The sequence below is a fragment of the Bartonella sp. AA23NXGY genome, from assembly GCF_042197165.1.
In the GTDB taxonomy this organism is placed as follows: domain Bacteria; phylum Pseudomonadota; class Alphaproteobacteria; order Rhizobiales; family Rhizobiaceae; genus Bartonella.
In genome coordinates, this window is sequence record NZ_JBHIRO010000005.1 from 1 (window position 1) to 17,941 (window position 17,941).

Genomic DNA, 17,941 nt, shown 5'->3' on the forward strand with positions numbered 1-17,941 from the left:
AGAGCCCAATTAAGGCGAGGGGCTTGAAGGCTTGTGAAGGTATCTTTTGCCTGTTGAAGATACCATTTTTGGTGGATGATTAACTTCAACTTCTAAGCCTTTTTGGGGGTAGGTGTTGATGGCTTGGAAGCTTTAGGTGTTTTGGGTTGTTCGAGTGGAATTTCCTCAGCTGCTGATTCAGTTGATGTTTGTACGGCTTCTTGTTCTATCTGCTTAATTTGTTCAACTCCCTTGTCAGGCTTTATCTTTGTTTTAACATCAACAAAAGGTTTAGCAGCATTTGCACGCTTGAGACGTGCGTAGACTTGATTAGAAATCTCCACAAATGGATTATTGGGAGTTGAAGTTTCAAAACGAACAGTGCTTTTATTATCGCCAACAACACACATTGGCTTGGTGATGATTGCTTTCATCTTCGCTCCTTTTGAGGCAATGAATTAATGACATCATTGGTTACTGAATGGCTTTTGATATGTGCAAAATAGATTAGTCTGTTTTAACAATAAAAACAGCAACTTAATCCTTTTTGAAAGCTTAAGATTTTACCAAACTTTAGGAGATATTTTTGAATTTTAGACACAACACACCTAGAGACAGCACAGCCATTAAATAAAAATTTTTACACATTGTCAAGAGAAAAAATCTATATTTTGTACATTTTTTGTTTCTAAAAATCTAGACTTAGTATTCAGATAAACAAGAGATGCAATAATAATCCCATTTAAATGAATCTTTTACTTGGCTTTTTGCCTCGTTTCAAAGAACGATGTTTTACGGCACGAGATAAAGATTTGAACCAACTACGTAAGAAATGTTGCTAGCTTAGCAAGGACTTCGTTCATAATCATGGGGGGAACTGCTTCCATTTTCTTTCCCTGACGCACTCCAATATCAAGAGCACGTGGTTGGTCACAACGTATTATGCCCGTTGTATGTAATCCCACTCCCATTAATGAGACAGCAAAGCCTGCTGTTCTAGCAAAATTTCCTCCGCTTGTAATAGGCAAGACAATAGGTGTTTTCGTTACACGATTAAACGCTTCCGGTGATACAATTAATACAGGACGCGTTCCTTTTTGTTCATAACCCGAAGATGGATCAAGAGATACTAGCCAAATTTCGCCTCGCTTCATCACAACAGCTCTTTACCAACAGGTTTAGCATCAAACCATTCTATATCCTCATCTACAAAATCATCTGACGGATTACATTGGGCTAACAATTCATCAAGAGTATAATTAGGAAATGTTTGTGGTTTCACAACTAATTGTCCATTATCAATAGTCAAACCAACTTGCGCATTTTCAGTAAGATGAAGGACATCAAGCAGTGAAGGTGGTATAGAAAGCATCACTGACCCTCCAACTTTACGTAATTTCGTTGTATGCATAAAAACAACCTCTCTAAAATATTATATAAAAATATAACATTTTAAAAGCTATTTCAAGAGCTTCTGATGCTTTTATAAATATACTAGTAAAACATTTAGCATTTATTTTTTTGGTTAAAATATTTCTGGAGAGCGTTAAGGACTATTCGCAATGAAGGTACAAGGTACGGTAATTCTTGATCTTCACTAACAAGATACTGTAGCGCAGCATAAAAATTATGCTGTCTGTAAAGGTGTTGTGTTTCTTTTATTACCTCTTGCATATTCAAAAATTGTTTTGTTGCAAATTCAACCCATTTTTTTCTAGCTTCTTCATTAGAAGATGAGGGCATTTTATCATAAATTGCACTAGGCAATGTTTTTGCACAGAGATAATCATTTCTCACTTCAAGATATTTTTGTGCAGCATCATACTGATCTTGATTAATCACACCTTGCAGATAAAGCCGTCCGATATAAGTAGCAGAAAGCGGATTTTTTGCTTCTTCTATGGTCAAGCCAAAACGTTTGGCCCGTATTTCTATTGCCAACTTATCAATGGGATCATGAGGCATTTTTGTCCGTGAGATACGACCATTTGGTTCTCTGATACATCCTTTAATTCGAGGACGACCACGTTTTGCATGTTTTTTTCTTTTAGCCATATTTTTTCAATCAGAATGGGACGCTATTGTTAAGAGCTGTTCTATAATCTTGAGCACCTGAAGCGATAGCATAATTTTGAGAAGTAATGGGTGAAGGGGTAGGGGATGCTGATTGCTCTTTCTTCGCATCAAGCAAATACAACTCGCCTTTGAATTGTGGTAAAACAATCTCTGTTGTGTAACGGTCATGCCCATTTTTATTTTGCCATTTGCGCGTTTGTAATTTTCCTTCTACGTAAACTTTTGAACCTTTGTTTAGATACTGAAGTGCAATTTTTGCTAAATGTGGATTAAAAATCACAACTGAATGCCATTCTGTTTTCTCTACTTTTTGATTGGTTTTTTTATCTGTATAGCTCTCAGAAGTCGCTATACTAAAATTGACTATTTCTGCTCCAGAATTCATTGTTTTGCTTTCGGGATTAGCACCAAGGCGTCCGATTAATGTCACTTTGTTTAGCATGTTTTTTCTTACCTTAAATTTGTATTTAAATATGTAAAAAATCTTAGCGTAATTTTATTATTTTTTCAATTATTTCAATGATATATTATTAATTATTAACATATAAAATTATGTTTAATATGCTCTTTGATAAATAATCAATTGACATAAATGCATGGTGTATAGTATCAAGAGGGTATATATGGCAATCGTTAGTTTTAAGCATAAAGGGTTGAAATTATTCTTTGAAAGAGGAGTCTGCAAAGGCATACAACCCGCGCATGCTAAAAAATTAGCAAACATTTTAGTAATTTTAGATACAATATCCGCGCCTGAACAAGTTACTCTTAAATCGTATCGTCTACATGCGCTTACGGGCGATTTAAAAGGTTACTGGTCAATGCGTGTCAATGGAAATTGGCGTGTTACCTTTCGTTTCATTGGGACAGACGTTGAACTGGTTGATTATCAAGATTACCATTGAGTTTTGAGGTGTTCTTATGATGTACAATCCTCCACACCCTGGCGGCATTTTGAAAGAAGAATTGCTTGATGAATTAGGGTTAACAGTAACAGAAGCTGCAAATCGTCTTGGCGTTGCACGTTTAACTTTATCCCGCGTCTTAAACTGCCATGCGGCGATTAGTATTAACTTAGCTTTACGGTTAGAAAAAGCGGGTTTAAATGATGCGGAATTCTGGCTTAAATTGCAACAAAAGCATGATTTGTGGCAAGCTCGGCATAACAGCCCAATCCCACATATTTCACCTCTAGAGCAAGTAGGGCATCTTTAAAAATACTTAGTCCATCTTTCTTCACACCTAGAGGTCATGTTCTTTAAAATCAAGCAGCCCACGATAGTTTTTTATGCTCTTGTTGATTTTATCGAACGTTGAGAAGAGACAACGTAATCTGAACAGTTTTATAAAATCGGAAATTTTACTATAGCTTTTTAACGGAGCACTGTAGTGTGTAAATAGATATATTTATTAAACTGCGTGTACGTAACATAAGGAAAAATACACAGACTAAAAAAGAATACCAAAGAGCAATATCTGAGTACCAAAGTACGGTATCCAATGGAAAAGAAAGCTTGTACTCCACATACTTAGAAATGAAAGGTAAAGAAACAGTTTCTTTATAACTATTTGGAAAAATTAAAACGATAAGCGCTAAACTTATTAGCTTTAAAAGTCTGTGCATATACTGTTGTAAATCACGTGTTAATGTCTTCCAACCTGTTGTATTGCCGCGTTTGTATTTTGGATTGTTCTGCAACTCAAAAGGAATATGAGAATTGCATAAAATTGCAAAAACCGCTGTGACTATTACCAAAGAAACAGATGCGAATGTCAAAATACTTTGAATAAAGTAGGGATTTTTTTTTAATTCCTAAAAAACATAAAAATATAAAAGTTATAATGCCAAACAAGGCTCTTAGCTGTTTATCTGTGAACATATTTATTTCCTGCGGTTTTCGATAATTTTTTGATCTCTCTGTTGATCTCATCTATAAGAGGTTCGTAATTGAGAATGCTTTTCGGAATAGCACCACCGTAAACCCATGCTTTCACCTGCGCTTTGGTACTAAAATCCGCATTTTCTGGTGTGGTATAATACTGTCCGCCATCAAACTTTTCACACTCTCTTGTACCGTCTTCATATTCGTAGAGGTTGTAAAAATACTCCTCTGCTCCATCCCCCCAAGGAACATAACCAACAGCTGTTGCAACAAACTCTTTTTGCATTGGCTGTTGACGGTTTTTTAAGAACAGGTGTTTTAATATTTTCATGTTTTTAGTCCATAATTTTACCAATTGGTCTATTTACCTAAAATTTGACCGTACAGAGCGTTTTATATTGCGGATATGGTTTCCCCATCGTAAAATCTTTAAATCGCTTTTTACGGTACATTTTTGTCGATTTAAATGCATGTCTAATCGTAAAATGATCAGCACTTTTCACTATTTTGCTAACTTGCAATGTTTTTCATTGTTCCCCCAATCCCATTTAAAACCTTTTCAAGCTCTTGCTTGTGAACAAGCGTTAGTGGTCTAAAATGCTCTTTCGCTGTTTTTTCTTTGAGTGCTTTCTCACGTGTGTTTTCAATTGCTCTACGTACACTTTCGGCTTTTGAAAAAGGGTATTTTCTAGTGCCTGGCAATAAGTTAAAAGCTCTCCACAAGTTGGCATAAATGTTTTTGATATCCCAATTGCTTGACCAGTTACGATATCTTCAACGCCCTTTTTCAGAGCATATGACGAAATGCGGTCCAGCATCATGCCATAGGATAAAACGACGGCTTTAGCGTCTGTATTCGCAGGGACTCTCATGCTTGAGAGTAGGAAAGAAGCTTGTTCAATTTGTTTAACTGAAGCTTTCACAGAGAGCAACGCTTGTAGACGATTGCAAGCATCTAAGGTTTGCGCTTCCTCCTGTTTCGTCAATGTATTCCCAGCCTTCAGCGTCAATGGATACCCCGGACTGATCATTTCCATAATCTTCTCCAGATGAGAGATGATCTCTGAGTTCGTTGAAGCCTTCTGCAAGCTGTTCTGTGAAAGTTTTCTGAGTGAATTTTCCATGATAACCACCTAACCGTTTTTCCTGTTCTAATCTTGCTTTTTTCTTTGCTAGCGTTCCGATAGGGCTTGTAACCCAATTGTACCAAGTCCTTTGCCAATCTCGTTTGTTTGCATTTTTACCTGGGTTTGCTATCCAGTAATTTGTGAACCGTTCGAACTCTAACAGCGCCTCATCATGCGTTAATCCTTGATCGATTGCGTATTGCAAATTAGGTTCAAAATCTTCTGGCAATCGACAACTGCGATTAGCTTGCGCTCGTTTTGCTTTTTTGGGAACGTTCTCTTGCTCGTGAATGGGGGGTTGGTTGTCTACACCCGTTGTGATTTGCTCTGATGTGGTCTCAACAGCAGCAACCTCTGTTGGTTCGTCAACCAAATCGATTGTTGCTAAACTTTCAGAACCAATTTCTTTTTTTGCTAAAACGATAGTTTTAGTTTTTTTATTATATATGTTTGTATTGTTTGTTATAGCATCACAAGCATCATGCTTAGCATCCTTAAGCATGCTGTTAGCATCATGCTTAATATCACAAGCATCATTTGTATGTTTATCCCATCTTGCCTTCGCTGCCTTCTGCGCTCTCTCTGAAAACTTATTCAAATTCTCATTAGAGTTGTTGAGTTCCTCTTCAACCTGTAAACTCCATAAACGACCGTCTTCTAAACGTATCAGTTTCTCATCACTCAATAAAAAATCTAGCGCTTTATTAAAAGCTTTTACTGAACAACCAGAAATGCGTGCTAATATAGAGGCATTCTCAAGAATTGGCTGTCTCTTCTTATACATTAAGCAATATCAACATCATATAAGTCGATATTTGATGCGACGTCATTCCACTAGCATCAGATACCCAATCAGAAGGAAAACAACGAACCCAAGTTAACTTAGTTGACATATTTCCCCTCCTGTTCTTTATTATTATTTAGATCTTCATTGAAGTTATTGAGTTCCTCCTCAACTTGTGAACTCCACAAACGACCATCTTCTAAACGAATGATGTATCCCTCTTCTAGCAAAACATTCAATGCTGTCTCAAATTTCTTTACTGAATAACCAGTGTAATGAGCTAAAACTTTAATATTATAAAAAAGAGGTTCACCAGTACGAAGCATGCGAAATCGCAATCTCATATAGATATTACCTTCTACAGGAGGTAAATAATCGACGACCACCGCCCATTTATCGGCAAACAGTCTCGTCCATGGTATTTTACTGGACATGTATATCCCCTTCTTTCATCAAATATAAAATTGCTAAAGCATCTGCTTCGTTGTCGTCTTTAGGTACATGTCCTTTTGCACATACCGCCTTAATCATTTCTTCTTTTGAGGCGTTGCCTTTTCCTGTCGTCGCCTTCTTAATTGTGCCAACAGGAATGCCTTCATATGGTATCTGATGATGTTCACATCACGCTGTTAAGGTTGCTAGAAAGCCCCCATAAATATGAGAAGCATCTGTACCCACATGCCGGCGCACCTCTTCAAAATACACCGCGTCAATTTCATCAACAGATCTCTTTAGTTCAGTAAGCCACCGTTTAAAGCGTAAATAACGCATACCACCGCCTTCAAAACGGCGTGATTGAAAATCTTCTGTATCGCTTGTTATATGACCATCCGCACCACGTATCGCCCAGCCTGTCTTAGTCCCTAGATCAAGACATAAAATGGTTTGTGCGTTAGTGATCATAATCCCCCTTAAGGCTCTACGTATTTATATGTGTGCTATGACAGAGCGTGTTGTGATTGCTTGTCTTGAAAAAATGTTTATGAAAAAGTATCCTCCCAGCGATTCTAAAAAATTGGGGGGAGTTATGATGCAAGAATGGGTAGTTGATAAGGTTGTATTTTTATTGCACCGGATAAATGATAGTGCTGTATTTTTGCTGCACTGGATAAGTGATAATCTTACGATTGCTCCTATCATTGCTACGATAGTTACTGGAATGGTGACACTTTTTGTACAACAACGAAGCTTAAAAAAACAACTTAAAATCTTCCAACGACAAACTATAGCATCAGAAACCCAGACAGCTATTCTATTAGAAGATAAAAAAGCACGGGATTTGGGACCATATTTGAAATTGAAGGCAGTATTCTTCCCACAAAAATATGAAGGCACTTTACGCGTTAGGGTGAAATTGTGCATTAAAAATCTTACTAGAGAAGATATAATGATAAGGAATATACGCATATCGAAAAAAAGTCCCTTTAAGTTTGTTAAAAATGCTTGCCCTTTCGTTAGATGGCCATCTAAAACTTCAGGTGAACACCTCGTCATTAAAAGAACAACTCCAAAACTCATTGCGTTATGTCCCCAAAATATAAAATCAAATGCTTCATCAGAGTTCGCTTTGAATTTTTTTATTATACGTGCTAAATGCTACACTTTTTTAGATTTCATAATTAGCTGCCGTAAGCCTAATTCCCGCAACATTGCAAATTTTACACTTGACCACACTTCGATTGTTAACCCAGAGGAAACATTCACTGTTCATTTTTGGGCCTCATATCCACGCTCAAAAGATACATATGACGAATTTGGCCCTGAATATTCCTTTTTGGCTGATAATCCTCATTTGTGGTTTTTTTGATGCCAAAATTAAAAGCATTCTCCTGCAAAAATAAAATCGATCAATCTTGGTTCTTCTTTTTTGTTGATTAACTCAATGATTTTATTGTTTAATTCATCAATAACTTTCATCTGTGAAGCTAACTTTAGCCTTTGGCTGTATAGCGTTTCATTTTTTTGCTTAATTAAAGAGGATAGGTTTTCAAGTACTACTTGCTGTTGTTCAATTGACTTATCTCGCTCTACAAGAGTTGCTTCATGCCATCTCATCCAATTATCAAATTGTGACTTATGCCATTCTTCTTGTTTTGCAAGAACTTTTGTATGAGTTCTATGTCGTTTTATAAGATCTTCTATGCTACAATCACGATCCGGTATTTGTATAAATTCTTTCACAAACTTATCTCCATTCTCAATTTTCATATTACAACCTATTAATCTACAAAACTGTGTGTAGAGTTTCTTTAATATTCCGTTTCTCATGATCTTTCTTCTTTAAGAGTGTGAATGATGCTGTGGGTGTTTGTTGTTATCTGTAGAATTATTCATACGAATTGCCCCATCCGATGTTGTAAATTTCTCCGTTAAAGAAATCGTACTTTTTCCTTGTTCTGTTATTAAAAGAGAAACACCATGAGATTTATTCTCATACATATGAAGAAACCAATCTAGTGTAACCCAAGGTGGACCTTTGGATTCAGACAATTGGATAATTATGTTCCAATATTTTGGAGAAATACTATTGCGATCGCGCATTTTACGTGCAGCTTCATAGCTACAACCGATTTCCTTCGCAAATTGACCTATAGATCCCCAAGACTCAATCAAATTTTTGACATAAAAATTATTAACTATGATCAAAATAGTATATTACGTACAATTTTAAATCAAGATAAAATCGTACACAATGAATGAAAAAAATAGTGGATAATGTACGAATGAGTTATTTGCCAAAAGATAGACTTAAAATAGCGCGTAAAAATGCTGGGTATGCAACACCGAGCGAGGCTGCGCGCGCTATATCAGCTCTTAATCAAAATACTCTAATTAGTCATGAAAATGGAAATCGTCCTGTTTCTCGACAAAAAGCCGAACTCTATGGACAAGTATTTAACGTCGATCCGGGATGGATTTTATATGGTGAATCTCCTCAAGAAAATCCTAGTCTTAATATAAGTATTCCTCTTATTTCATGGATTAGTGCTGGAGAGTTAAGCGAGCAAGATGGGATAATGGATTTTTCAGATTATCCTATGACAGAAGCTGTTAATCTTCCTGCCGGTGAATGGATTGCATTGCGTGTAGATGGTGCATCCATGAATAAAATTAGTCCTCCAGATTCCATAATACTTGTAAATATGCGAGACAAAAAGCTTGTACCTAATGCCTGCTATGTAATTGCAGATGAAACTGGGCAAGCTACATATAAGCGATATAGACCAAATGATAATCCTCCTTTTCAGCCTGCTTCGTACGATAAAACAATAAAAGCTCCAAAACTTGAAGGTGCCATTTCTATAATAGGTCGTGTACGACGCACTATTCTTGACATGTAAGTACAATTAAGATTCTCTATTTAAGTTATCAATTAGATGCCATCAGCAAGTCATAGCAGATTATTGATTCTACAATAAACTGCATGCTTATTGATTCTTAAATTAGTCGATGATTCGTCATTTTTTATTTTTTTGAAAAAATAGTACACTTTGTACTCGACTGTATTTCATTCATATTGTACTAATATATCCATAAACCACGCACAAACAATCGCCAAGAGGCGTTAGGGAGGAGAAATTATGGAAAATCCAATTCTTATAAATTCTGATGAAATCTTATTAGTTGTCTATGATGATGATCAAAACATTGGTCGGTCGGGACCACTGGATGAAAGCCAAGTTCTAAAAATTATTGACGAGGCAGATGATGCAATCCAAATCTTTCGCATCAATCCTTCTGAGAATAATTGTGAAGATATCTCTGAAGAAATTGCAGAAGTATATGTAAAAGAAAATATCGAACATCTCCATGATGAGAGTAAAGTTCATGACTTTGTACGCGAAAGTGATGCTTACCAAGAACTTTTAGACGAAATCGCAGACGAAAAATATAATGATGAGATTTACGGTACTTATGAACAACAACACCGTTTGCGTCCTTGTGATGTGCTTTAAAAATTCTAAAGGGCGCTTTTAAAAGCGCCCCCTTTCATTCATCAATCCCATCAACATGAGGTTCGTAATGGAAAAGCTTCTTGCTACTCAATACAATATTATTCAGCATCAAAAGGTTCAAACTATTAGCGCTCGTGATTTATATACCTTTTTAGAGGTAAAAACCGAGTTTAGAAAGTGGATAACAAACTGTATTAAAGAACTTAGCTTTAGAGAAGATGTCGACTTTGTACTTTCTACTAAAGAATTATCAAACTCCTCACGTGGAAATCCTTTTAAAGATTATGCTCTCACTTTAGACACAGAAAAACACATTGCCATTTGTGAACCTGGTCTCAAAGGTAAACAAGTGCGTGAATATTTTCTGAAATGCGAAAAAAAAGTAAATTCAAAAATCGATTATTCAAATCCTGAAACATTAGAAGATTTCTTAAGACATCTAAGACAGCAAATCAAGCACAATGACAATGTTGTCACAACGAATGGAGTGAAGCATGCATAATTTTATCACAACATCTGAAAGAAATTTTCAAAACACAACAGTTCAAACGATGTCTAGTCGTGAAATTGCAGAGTTATGCGGTAAGCAACATGCGCATATTATGCGTGATATTCGACAAATGTTAGGAGAATTATATCCTGAAGGGGGTCAATCCAAATTTGGATCCACCTATTTAGATAAACAGGGTAAGCCCCAAAACTGTTACAACCTCCCTAAACGCGAATGCCTCATTTTAGTTTCTGGTTACAGCATGACATTACGTGCTAGGATTATAGACCGTTGGCAAGAATTAGAAAAGCAAGCAGCAATACCACAAATCGACTACTCAAGTCCTCAAGTTATGCTTGGTGTTTTAACGTATCTCAAAAATGAAAATGAACAAAAAGATAATATTATTGCAAATTTAAAACCAAAGGTAATGGCTCTTGAAAGCTTACAGCGCCATGATGGACTCTTCGGTCTTACAGAAGCCGCTAAAATACTCGAGATGCAACCAAAACAGTTCATTCTCTTCTTACAGCAAAAAGGTTGGGTTTACAGACGAGCAGCAGGTGGAAATTTGCTTCCTTATCAAGACAAAATCCAAAAGAAACTTATGGATTGTCCAACCATCACATTTCAAACCGCAAGTGGAATAGAAAAGGTCATTCCTTGCGCAAAAATCACAGCAAAAGGAATTGGTGTGTTGTCTCAAGAACTTAAACGACAAAGCATGCATTAAGAGAAACAATCATGGAAAAGAAATACGAATTTACTGATAAAATCGATATAGTTTATAAGCGCCGATTTTTTAATTTTTTATTTGACAAAATACTATCAGTATGTCTATTGTCGAATCAGGTGCCTAGAGAACACCTTAAAATACCAAGCGGATTGGTTGCCGAAATAATCAGTCTTCTGAACATTAAAGATTTTGACTCATTATATGCTGTAGCATATAACGGTCTTGTCGGGTGTAGTTACACTATACAATACCCTCACGGGAAAGGTGTGACGACGGACTTGGTACCGTGTTTTCTAGCACCCGGCACTCTTTTAGAGTGTCAATAGAAAACCTCTATTACCAAGGAGTTCACAGTGAACACACTTATAGAAATTAAAGAAAGCACTGCTAATAGTGCTACCACTCAGACTATGTCGAGTCGTGAAATTGCAGAATTATGTGGTAAAGAACATCGGAATGTTATGCGGGATATTCGGCAAATACTCACTGAGCTCAAAATTGAGCTGAGTGATTTTTCAGGATTATATAAAGATTCCACAGGTCGTACCCTTCCTTGCTACAATCTTCCCAAACGTGAGTGTTTAATTCTTGTTTCGGGTTACAGCACTGCTTTACGAGCAAAGATTATTGACCGCTGGCAAGAATTGGAAAGACAAGTAGCAACACCACAAATAAATCTTGCCAATGCTTTGGAAAATCCTCTTACGATTAAACAGCTCCTTTTAGAGAGTATCAATCAATTAGAAGACTTAAGAAATGAGGTGAGTACACTCAAGCCTAAAGCAGAAGCTTTGGAAGGTTTAAAACGCTCTGATGGTTTATTCGGTCTTATCGAAGCAGCGAAGATGTTGGAGGTGCGCCCAAAGGACTTAACCAATTACTTGCGTAAACATGATTGGGTGTATCGACGGGCTCCAGGGGCGCCTCTGTTACCTTATCAGGATAAAATCAAAAAAGGTTTCATGGACTGTCCTGCTATCACTATCCAAAGACCAGATGGTACAGAAAAGGTACTCCCTTCAACAAAAATCACATCCAGAGGATTGGCTTGTTTGAGAGAACAAATCTTTGGGGGTGTGCAATGAATACCAGTATCGACTTTTTATGTGATTTGTGGATAGCGTTGTCTCAGTTTGTCAATTGTGAATACGTAGATGACAAAGACTGTAGTGACTTGGTTGACATCATGAGCATAGTAGAAAAAGCTTTGATTTTAAAACTTCAAGATGAAATTCCAAATATTACAAAGATTCTAGCAGTTTTAACGGATTTTGGAGATTCAGAGCTGCCCCATAGAATGGATTCTTTGTTGCGAGCTTATGATCCGAGTTTGCAGAAGCCTGTCACGAAAGCGGCTTAGTTTTAAACAATTGATTTCATCTCCTCGTCCTATAGGACGAGGAGGGGATTAAGTAACATAAAAAAAAGAAAGGTAATGAGATGATATTTGATGATGGAGATAGATATGTAACGACACGTGAGTGTGCACAGCTTTTTAGTGTATCCACAACAACGATTCGCAATTGGGTGCTTCAGGGGTTGTTTCCGGAGCCATATAAGCTAGGGAGAGCAGTGAGGTGGAGAAAAAAAGAGATCTTAGCCTTTATTCCAAAGAAAAATAAGGAGCAAATAAGAACAAATTAGATAAAATTATATAAGCTGTAGAAGGTGGTCTAAAAGGTGGTCTGAAAATGGCTATTTAAAGAAAAAATCTATATATTTCAATATGCTAAAAACAAAAAGTGGTGCCCAGACGCGGATTCGAACCACGGACACGCGGATTTTCAGTCCGCTGCTCTACCAACTGAGCTATCTGGGCATGCTTCATAAAAAATATAAAGCGTTTGCGGTTATAACATTAAAATTTTCTCTGTCCAGTCATCAAAAGAAAAATAATTGATTTTTTAATAAGTTTATCTCCCTATTCTAGAGCGTTATCAATGAATCTTTATCATAAAATAAATTTGATAGGTATATTGGACACTTTAGTGTATTGTTATTAGAATGCTGTCTAATCGTGGTGGTAATACGAAAAAAATTAAAAGAATCAATCGAGAAGAATGATTAAGAAAGATTTTTTTATAAAGTTTCCCTAAATTTTAAGCATACGAAATAATAGACAACATTTTTGACTTTTTTCTAAAAAGATTATTGATTAGTCTTTATAATAATTTGTTTTTCTTTATAAAGAAAGAGAAACATCTAAAAGGGGAGAAATAATGATAATGTTACAAAAACCAAGTAATCGTCCCAATAATACTAATTTTTCTTCAGGTCCTTGTAGCAAACGGCCTGGTTGGACTCTTGATGTTCTTAAAAATGCATTAGTTGGGCGTTCACATAGATCTAGAGAAGCAGAATTAAAACTTGCTGAAGTTGTTAATTTAACCCGTGAGATTCTTGAGGTTCCTTCTGATCATCGTATAGGAATTATGCCAGGATCAGATACCGGTGCTGTTGAGGCTGCTCTATGGTCTCTATTAGGTGAGCGTGGCATTGATATGGCAGCGTGGGAAAGTTTTGGGTTTGGGTGGAATAAAGATGTTGTCGAGCAATTAAAGCTTTCTGATGTGCGTCGTTTTGAAGCTCCTTATGGTGAAATACCAGATTTAACACAACTTGACTTTGATCGGGATGTTGTTTTTACATGGAATGGGACAACTTCTGGTGTGCGTATTCCTAATGCGGATTTCATTCCGCATAAGCGGGCTGGATTGACCATTTGTGATGCAACATCGGCAGCTTTTGCGCAATATCTTGATTTTTCAAAATTAGATGTTGTTACTTTTTCATGGCAGAAAGTTTTGGGAGGCGAGGCTGCACATGGTATGGTGATTTTAAGTCCTCGTGCTGTTGAGAGGCTTGAGAATCATGTTCCAGCTTGGCCTATGCCCCAACTTTTCTATATGACAAAAAATGGAAAATTGAACGAAGATATTTTTAAAGGAAAGATCATCAATACACCTTCTATGCTTTGTGTTGAGGATTTCCTTGATGGGTTGAAGTGGGCAAAATCTCTAGGAGGTGCAGCGGCATTAAGAGCACGGGTTGAAAAAAATTTTTCTGTACTTGATGCTTTTGTTCGCAAAACGCCATGGTTAGAATATTTGGCAAAAGATCCTGAAGTGCGTTCTAACACCGCTATTTGTTTAGATATTGTGGATCCAGTGATTACTGCTTTGGATACGGAAAGGCGAGTATCTTTTATAAAAGCGGTTGTGAAGCGTCTTGATGAGGAAGGGGTTGCTTATGATATCGGTTCGTATCGCGATGCTCCTCCTGGGCTTCGAATTTGGGCGGGTATAACAATTGAGGCTTCCGATCTTGAAATTTTAACACAATGGCTTGAGTGGGCGTTCCAAGTTGAAAAAGCACAGCTTTAAATAATTACGGGTGATTTTCAAAACGTGTTTTTAAACAAAAAAGGATACGAGAGATTATGATGATCTTTCATATTCTTGTATCAGACAAACAGCCTCTAAATATTACATGAATTGTAAAAGATTAAGACGGGGAATGAATGCTTTGTCAGGTGTTGGATACGCACAAATTAAAATCTCTAATGTTTTTACTTTTTGTAGCAAAATGACAGATTTAAAATATTTGGGTATTTGCTTATCTTTATTATCATAAATTTGAAAATTTAATCACTTGAAGATTGAGAAAAATCTGAAATGAGGAGTCGCACTTGCTTTAAGGTTTCGTTATAAAGAAGAGTTTGTTTTTGAATGCTGGTTTTTTTGACCAAACACGACGGAGAAAGTTATGGCCAATGTAGTTGTTGTCGGTACACAATGGGGTGATGAAGGCAAAGGTAAAATTGTAGATTGGTTGTCTGAGCGAGCAGATATCGTGGTGAGATATCAGGGGGGGCATAATGCTGGCCATACATTGGTTGTTGATGGAGTCAGTTATAAATTATCACTTTTACCGTCTGGTTTAGTGCGTGGCAAGTTATCAATTATTGGTAATGGTGTTGTTGTTGACCCTCATCATTTTGTTGCAGAAGTAAAAAAACTATGTAATCAGGGTGTAAAAATCACACCAGAAATTTTGCGTATTGCTGAAAATGCTCCTTTGATTCTTTCTTTGCATCGTGATCTTGATGCAATTCGAGAAAGCGGTTTATCTGGTTTAAAGATTGGTACAACAAAGCGCGGTATTGGACCGGCTTATGAAGATAAGGTGGGACGTCGTGCTATCCGAGTGATGGATTTAGCAGAAAAAGATACACTTATGGCTAAGATTGAGCGGCTTTTGAGGCATCATAATGCTTTGCGTCGTGGGATGGGTGTTTCAGAGATTGATTCTCGAGCACTTTATGATGAATTGATGCAAGTTGCGGATAAAATTTTGCCCTTTATGGATTGTACGTGGCGTCTTTTAGATGAAGGTTATCGAGGAGGGAAACACATTCTTTTTGAAGGTGCGCAAGGTGCTTTATTAGATAATGATTTTGGAACTTATCCTTATGTAACGTCATCTAATACAGTTGCTGGGCAAGCATGTACAGGTTCGGGGATGGGACCTGATGCAATTCATTATGTTTTGGGTATTGCAAAAGCTTATACTACACGTGTTGGAGAAGGGCCGTTCCCGACAGAGCAGATAAATGATATTGGTGAATTTCTAGGAGTGCGTGGACATGAATTTGGTGTTGTAACGGGTCGAAAGCGTCGATGTGGTTGGTTTGATGCTGTCTTAGTACGTCAGATGGTAACAATTTGCGGTGTTCAAGGTATAGCATTGACAAAACTTGATGTTTTAGATGGTTTGGATGAAATAAAAATTTGTATTGGTTATGAGCTTGATGGTAAAAGGATTGATTATTTACCTTCTTCCATGGGAGCTCAGGATCGGGTGAAGCCTATTTATGCAACATTAGAAGGTTGGAAGGAAGAAACAGCACATGCATTGAGGTGGGAAGATTTACCAGTGCAGGCTATTAAATATATACGCTATATTGAAGAACTGATTAATACAAAAGTGGCTTTATTATCCACAAGTCCAGAGCGTGAAGATACTATTCTTATTACGGATCCCTTTGTTAATTGATTATTGTTTTTAGATTTCTATATATGCTCTCTGTTCGTTTTTGTATCTTTTTACAAAAAAAGTTTTTAAGAGCACGTAAAAGAAAGGTGCAAAATAGCATTGTTTATTTTTCATATTCATTTTACATTATTGCAATAGTTGTACCAATATTAAATGGCAACCAATTTAGAAGGCTAAAATAAAGTTTTTTGGCTTTACTATTGATTTTTTCTCAGTTTAAGAGAGATTATAGAGGAAATGGTAGATTTCGTTGGAATCTTAAAAAAGACAATTAATGCACAAAATAATATTACACCACAAGTGCGTAAGCGGATTTATAAGCGGGCTACCGAAACACTAGAACATCAATTTGTAACAGCAAAAATACCACAAGCAATAGCGGATGAACAAAGAAAGATTCTTCAAAGTTCTATTGCAACTGTTGAAGGAGAATATTTAGCAGTTGAAAAGAAACGGCTTTCTTCAGTTATTGGGTGGAATCCCACAAATATAAATGAAGATAAGAAATATACAAAAAAAACTATATTACCAAAAAATAATGAATTGTCAGAGGTAAACATAAAAAGAAAGCAAGATTTTGTTACACGTTCAAAGGATAACAAGGTATTTGTTGAGCTTTGTGTATCAGATATACCAGATGCAGAACCTGTTAATATGGAGGCTGATGTGCCTTCTCAGCATGTTAATAGCAGTGTGTTAAAGATTTCTCCTTCGCAGGAAGATAATCCGCATATTGTTTCGCACATTTTTTCTCAGGCTTTACGTCGTGCTAATAAATCGTTAGTGCAAAGGCGTATTGTGATAAGTGCTGTTTCTGTTGTTAGTTTTGTTGTTTTACTTGTTGGTATTTTTTTTGTTGGTGAGCGTGTATTTGTATCAAATGATCATCAGTTTTTAGAAGAAAATCTTCAAGCTTCTCACAGAGTACCAAAGGCATTTCCAATTAAGAGAAAGTTAACACAACGCTTATTAGAGGATGGAAGTGAAATTGATGTTGGTTTAAAACAAGCGATAGATTCTTCGGATGAAGAAGTACTCTCAACAGTTGTTGATAGCAATTTGCAATCGCTTGAAAAATCAGGTGAAGCTGTTTTCTATCAAGCACGTACAAATTATGATGCAGAAAAGATAGCAACGGGAAGTGCTCGCTGGACGCTTATAAAAGAGTCTCAAGTGAAGGGGGCTCCAGAAGAAACAACTATACAAGGTGATATAACAATTCCTGATGAAGGGGTATCATTACGGTTAATTTTACGTCGTAATACCGATCAGTCATTTCCTGCTGCATATATTATGGACCTTGTTTTTATTCTTTCTGATAAATTTTCAGGTAAAGCTATAAGCAATGTTCAAGCATTAACCTTTAAAGCAAGTGAACAATCCATTGGACAGGCTTTAACAAGAACCATTGCTGCAAAGATTAACGATGACTTTTTTCTTGTCGCATTGAGTGGAAATCATCCATTTCTTGATCGAAATTTACAATTGATGCGAGAATTAGATTGGATGCGTTTGGTGTTAACGGATAAAAACGGGCGTATAAGTGAATTAACCTTTGCAAAAGGACCAACAGGTAAGTCTATTTTTAATGAAGTTATTGGACAATGGCTTGCACAACAAGATAAGTTAACAGTTCTTGGTCAAAAAAATAAAACATAGATGCAAAAAAATAAACGGCTGTGAAGAATTTTCTACGACCGTCTTTATCAATTATATACCAAATATATTAAATAAAGCTTTACATATCAATAACTTAAAGAATTCTATAGGCTGATTTACAAGTATAAAGCCAAGGCATGCTTTTTTTCATTTTCACATTTAAAGAATGTGCAAACCATTGGCTTTATACTTAACT

Annotated in this window: 23 protein-coding genes, 1 tRNA gene and 3 pseudogenes; 13 read left to right on the forward strand and 14 right to left on the reverse strand. The window is 36.4% G+C overall.

Going from position 1 to position 17,941, the window contains the following annotated elements; all coding sequences use genetic code 11:
- Positions 1 to 92: 92 nt before the first annotated feature.
- From ACFINY_RS03785 to ssb, 5 genes are all read right to left on the reverse strand, one after another.
- Entirely contained in the window at positions 93 to 413 is a 321-nt protein-coding gene (locus ACFINY_RS03785) for a hypothetical protein (RefSeq protein ID WP_375612036.1), read from the reverse strand.
- A gap of 387 nt (positions 414 to 800) precedes the next feature.
- Positions 801 to 1,133 carry a type II toxin-antitoxin system PemK/MazF family toxin gene (locus ACFINY_RS03790; RefSeq protein ID WP_375612037.1) on the reverse strand — a complete coding sequence of 111 codons (333 nt, stop codon included), beginning with the start codon at positions 1,131 to 1,133 and terminating at the stop codon, positions 801 to 803.
- Positions 1,133 to 1,390, reverse strand: coding sequence for an AbrB/MazE/SpoVT family DNA-binding domain-containing protein (locus ACFINY_RS03795; RefSeq protein ID WP_375612038.1), 258 nt, complete (start codon positions 1,388 to 1,390; stop codon positions 1,133 to 1,135). The genes ACFINY_RS03790 and ACFINY_RS03795 overlap by 1 nt, the downstream gene beginning before the upstream one ends.
- Before the next feature lie 95 nt (positions 1,391 to 1,485).
- Positions 1,486 to 2,034, reverse strand: coding sequence for a hypothetical protein (locus tag ACFINY_RS03800; protein ID WP_375612039.1), 549 nt, complete (start codon positions 2,032 to 2,034; stop codon positions 1,486 to 1,488).
- Between the two features lie 10 nt (positions 2,035 to 2,044).
- On the reverse strand, positions 2,045 to 2,497 hold the full coding sequence (ssb, locus tag ACFINY_RS03805) for a single-stranded DNA-binding protein (protein WP_375612040.1): 453 nt from the start codon (positions 2,495 to 2,497) through the stop codon (positions 2,045 to 2,047).
- A gap of 181 nt (positions 2,498 to 2,678) precedes the next feature.
- On the opposite strand from ssb, the gene ACFINY_RS03810 reads away from it, so the two are divergent.
- Positions 2,679 to 2,960 carry a type II toxin-antitoxin system RelE/ParE family toxin gene (locus tag ACFINY_RS03810; protein WP_252619286.1) on the forward strand — a complete coding sequence of 94 codons (282 nt, stop codon included), beginning with the start codon at positions 2,679 to 2,681 and terminating at the stop codon, positions 2,958 to 2,960.
- Between the two features lie 16 nt (positions 2,961 to 2,976).
- Positions 2,977 to 3,270, forward strand: coding sequence for a HigA family addiction module antitoxin (locus ACFINY_RS03815; protein WP_004856691.1), 294 nt, complete (start codon positions 2,977 to 2,979; stop codon positions 3,268 to 3,270).
- Between the two features lie 148 nt (positions 3,271 to 3,418).
- On the opposite strand, the pseudogene ACFINY_RS03820 reads toward ACFINY_RS03815, so the two are convergent.
- From ACFINY_RS03820 to ACFINY_RS03845, 6 genes and pseudogenes are all read right to left on the reverse strand, one after another.
- Positions 3,419 to 3,935: pseudogene (locus ACFINY_RS03820) on the reverse strand (hypothetical protein).
- Positions 3,922 to 4,269, reverse strand: a complete 348-nt coding sequence (locus ACFINY_RS03825) for a hypothetical protein (protein ID WP_375612041.1) — start codon at positions 4,267 to 4,269, stop codon at positions 3,922 to 3,924. Before ACFINY_RS03825 ends, ACFINY_RS03820 begins: the two are co-directional and overlap by 14 nt.
- A 253-nt stretch (positions 4,270 to 4,522) precedes the next feature.
- Entirely contained in the window at positions 4,523 to 4,861 is a 339-nt protein-coding gene (locus ACFINY_RS03830; RefSeq protein ID WP_375612042.1) for a hypothetical protein, read from the reverse strand.
- Positions 4,845 to 5,958: pseudogene (locus ACFINY_RS03835) on the reverse strand (DUF1376 domain-containing protein). The gene ACFINY_RS03830 and the pseudogene ACFINY_RS03835 overlap by 17 nt, the downstream one beginning before the upstream one ends.
- On the reverse strand, positions 5,948 to 6,283 hold the full coding sequence (locus tag ACFINY_RS03840; protein WP_375612043.1) for a DUF1376 domain-containing protein: 336 nt from the start codon (positions 6,281 to 6,283) through the stop codon (positions 5,948 to 5,950). The pseudogene ACFINY_RS03835 and the gene ACFINY_RS03840 overlap by 11 nt, the downstream one beginning before the upstream one ends.
- A pseudogene (locus tag ACFINY_RS03845) lies at positions 6,273 to 6,752 on the reverse strand (crossover junction endodeoxyribonuclease RuvC). Before ACFINY_RS03845 ends, ACFINY_RS03840 begins: the two are co-directional and overlap by 11 nt.
- A gap of 37 nt (positions 6,753 to 6,789) precedes the next feature.
- On the opposite strand from ACFINY_RS03845, the gene ACFINY_RS03850 reads away from it, so the two are divergent.
- Positions 6,790 to 7,656: a hypothetical protein gene (locus tag ACFINY_RS03850; protein ID WP_375612044.1), complete on the forward strand. Its 867-nt coding sequence runs from the start codon at positions 6,790 to 6,792 to the stop codon at positions 7,654 to 7,656.
- Positions 7,657 to 7,664: 8 nt separating this feature from the next.
- Here the strand turns inward: ACFINY_RS03850 and ACFINY_RS03855 are convergent, their stop codons facing one another.
- Positions 7,665 to 8,057, reverse strand: a complete 393-nt coding sequence (locus ACFINY_RS03855; RefSeq protein ID WP_375612045.1) for a hypothetical protein — start codon at positions 8,055 to 8,057, stop codon at positions 7,665 to 7,667.
- A gap of 72 nt (positions 8,058 to 8,129) precedes the next feature.
- Complete coding sequence (locus ACFINY_RS03860; protein WP_375612046.1) at positions 8,130 to 8,462, reverse strand: hypothetical protein; 333 nt, start codon at positions 8,460 to 8,462, stop codon at positions 8,130 to 8,132.
- Between the two features lie 110 nt (positions 8,463 to 8,572).
- Between ACFINY_RS03860 and ACFINY_RS03865 the strand changes: the two genes are divergently transcribed.
- From ACFINY_RS03865 to ACFINY_RS03895, 7 genes are all read left to right on the forward strand, one after another.
- Complete coding sequence (locus tag ACFINY_RS03865) at positions 8,573 to 9,190, forward strand: S24 family peptidase (RefSeq protein ID WP_038473481.1); 618 nt, start codon at positions 8,573 to 8,575, stop codon at positions 9,188 to 9,190.
- Between the two features lie 240 nt (positions 9,191 to 9,430).
- Complete coding sequence (locus ACFINY_RS03870; RefSeq protein ID WP_375612047.1) at positions 9,431 to 9,805, forward strand: hypothetical protein; 375 nt, start codon at positions 9,431 to 9,433, stop codon at positions 9,803 to 9,805.
- A gap of 67 nt (positions 9,806 to 9,872) precedes the next feature.
- A complete protein-coding gene (locus ACFINY_RS03875) occupies positions 9,873 to 10,307 on the forward strand; it encodes an antA/AntB antirepressor family protein (RefSeq protein WP_375612048.1) in 435 nt (144 codons plus the stop codon).
- Entirely contained in the window at positions 10,300 to 11,028 is a 729-nt protein-coding gene (locus ACFINY_RS03880; RefSeq protein ID WP_375612049.1) for a Rha family transcriptional regulator, read from the forward strand. The genes ACFINY_RS03875 and ACFINY_RS03880 overlap by 8 nt, the downstream gene beginning before the upstream one ends.
- Before the next feature lie 356 nt (positions 11,029 to 11,384).
- Entirely contained in the window at positions 11,385 to 12,116 is a 732-nt protein-coding gene (locus ACFINY_RS03885; protein ID WP_375700859.1) for a phage antirepressor KilAC domain-containing protein, read from the forward strand.
- The gene (locus ACFINY_RS03890) at positions 12,113 to 12,391 is read left to right on the forward strand and encodes a hypothetical protein (protein WP_375646213.1); all 279 of its coding nucleotides are present in this window, start codon (positions 12,113 to 12,115) and stop codon (positions 12,389 to 12,391) included. The genes ACFINY_RS03885 and ACFINY_RS03890 overlap by 4 nt, the downstream gene beginning before the upstream one ends.
- Positions 12,392 to 12,471: 80 nt before the next feature.
- Entirely contained in the window at positions 12,472 to 12,675 is a 204-nt protein-coding gene (locus ACFINY_RS03895) for a helix-turn-helix transcriptional regulator (protein ID WP_375619679.1), read from the forward strand.
- 99 nt (positions 12,676 to 12,774) lie between these two features.
- Here the strand turns inward: ACFINY_RS03895 and ACFINY_RS03900 are convergent.
- A tRNA-Phe gene (locus tag ACFINY_RS03900) sits at positions 12,775 to 12,850 on the reverse strand.
- Between the two features lie 400 nt (positions 12,851 to 13,250).
- On the opposite strand from ACFINY_RS03900, the gene ACFINY_RS03905 reads away from it, so the two are divergent.
- The 3 genes from ACFINY_RS03905 (at position 13,251) to ACFINY_RS03915 (ending at position 17,745) form a co-directional block, all read left to right on the forward strand.
- Positions 13,251 to 14,414 (forward strand): phosphoserine transaminase, encoded by a 1,164-nt coding sequence (locus ACFINY_RS03905; protein ID WP_375612053.1) that lies wholly within the window; start codon positions 13,251 to 13,253, stop codon positions 14,412 to 14,414.
- 382 nt (positions 14,415 to 14,796) lie between these two features.
- Entirely contained in the window at positions 14,797 to 16,086 is a 1,290-nt protein-coding gene (locus ACFINY_RS03910) for an adenylosuccinate synthase (protein ID WP_375612054.1), read from the forward strand.
- Positions 16,087 to 16,323: 237 nt separating this feature from the next.
- Positions 16,324 to 17,745, forward strand: a complete 1,422-nt coding sequence (locus ACFINY_RS03915; RefSeq protein ID WP_375612055.1) for a hypothetical protein — start codon at positions 16,324 to 16,326, stop codon at positions 17,743 to 17,745.
- Positions 17,746 to 17,941 lie beyond the last annotated feature (196 nt).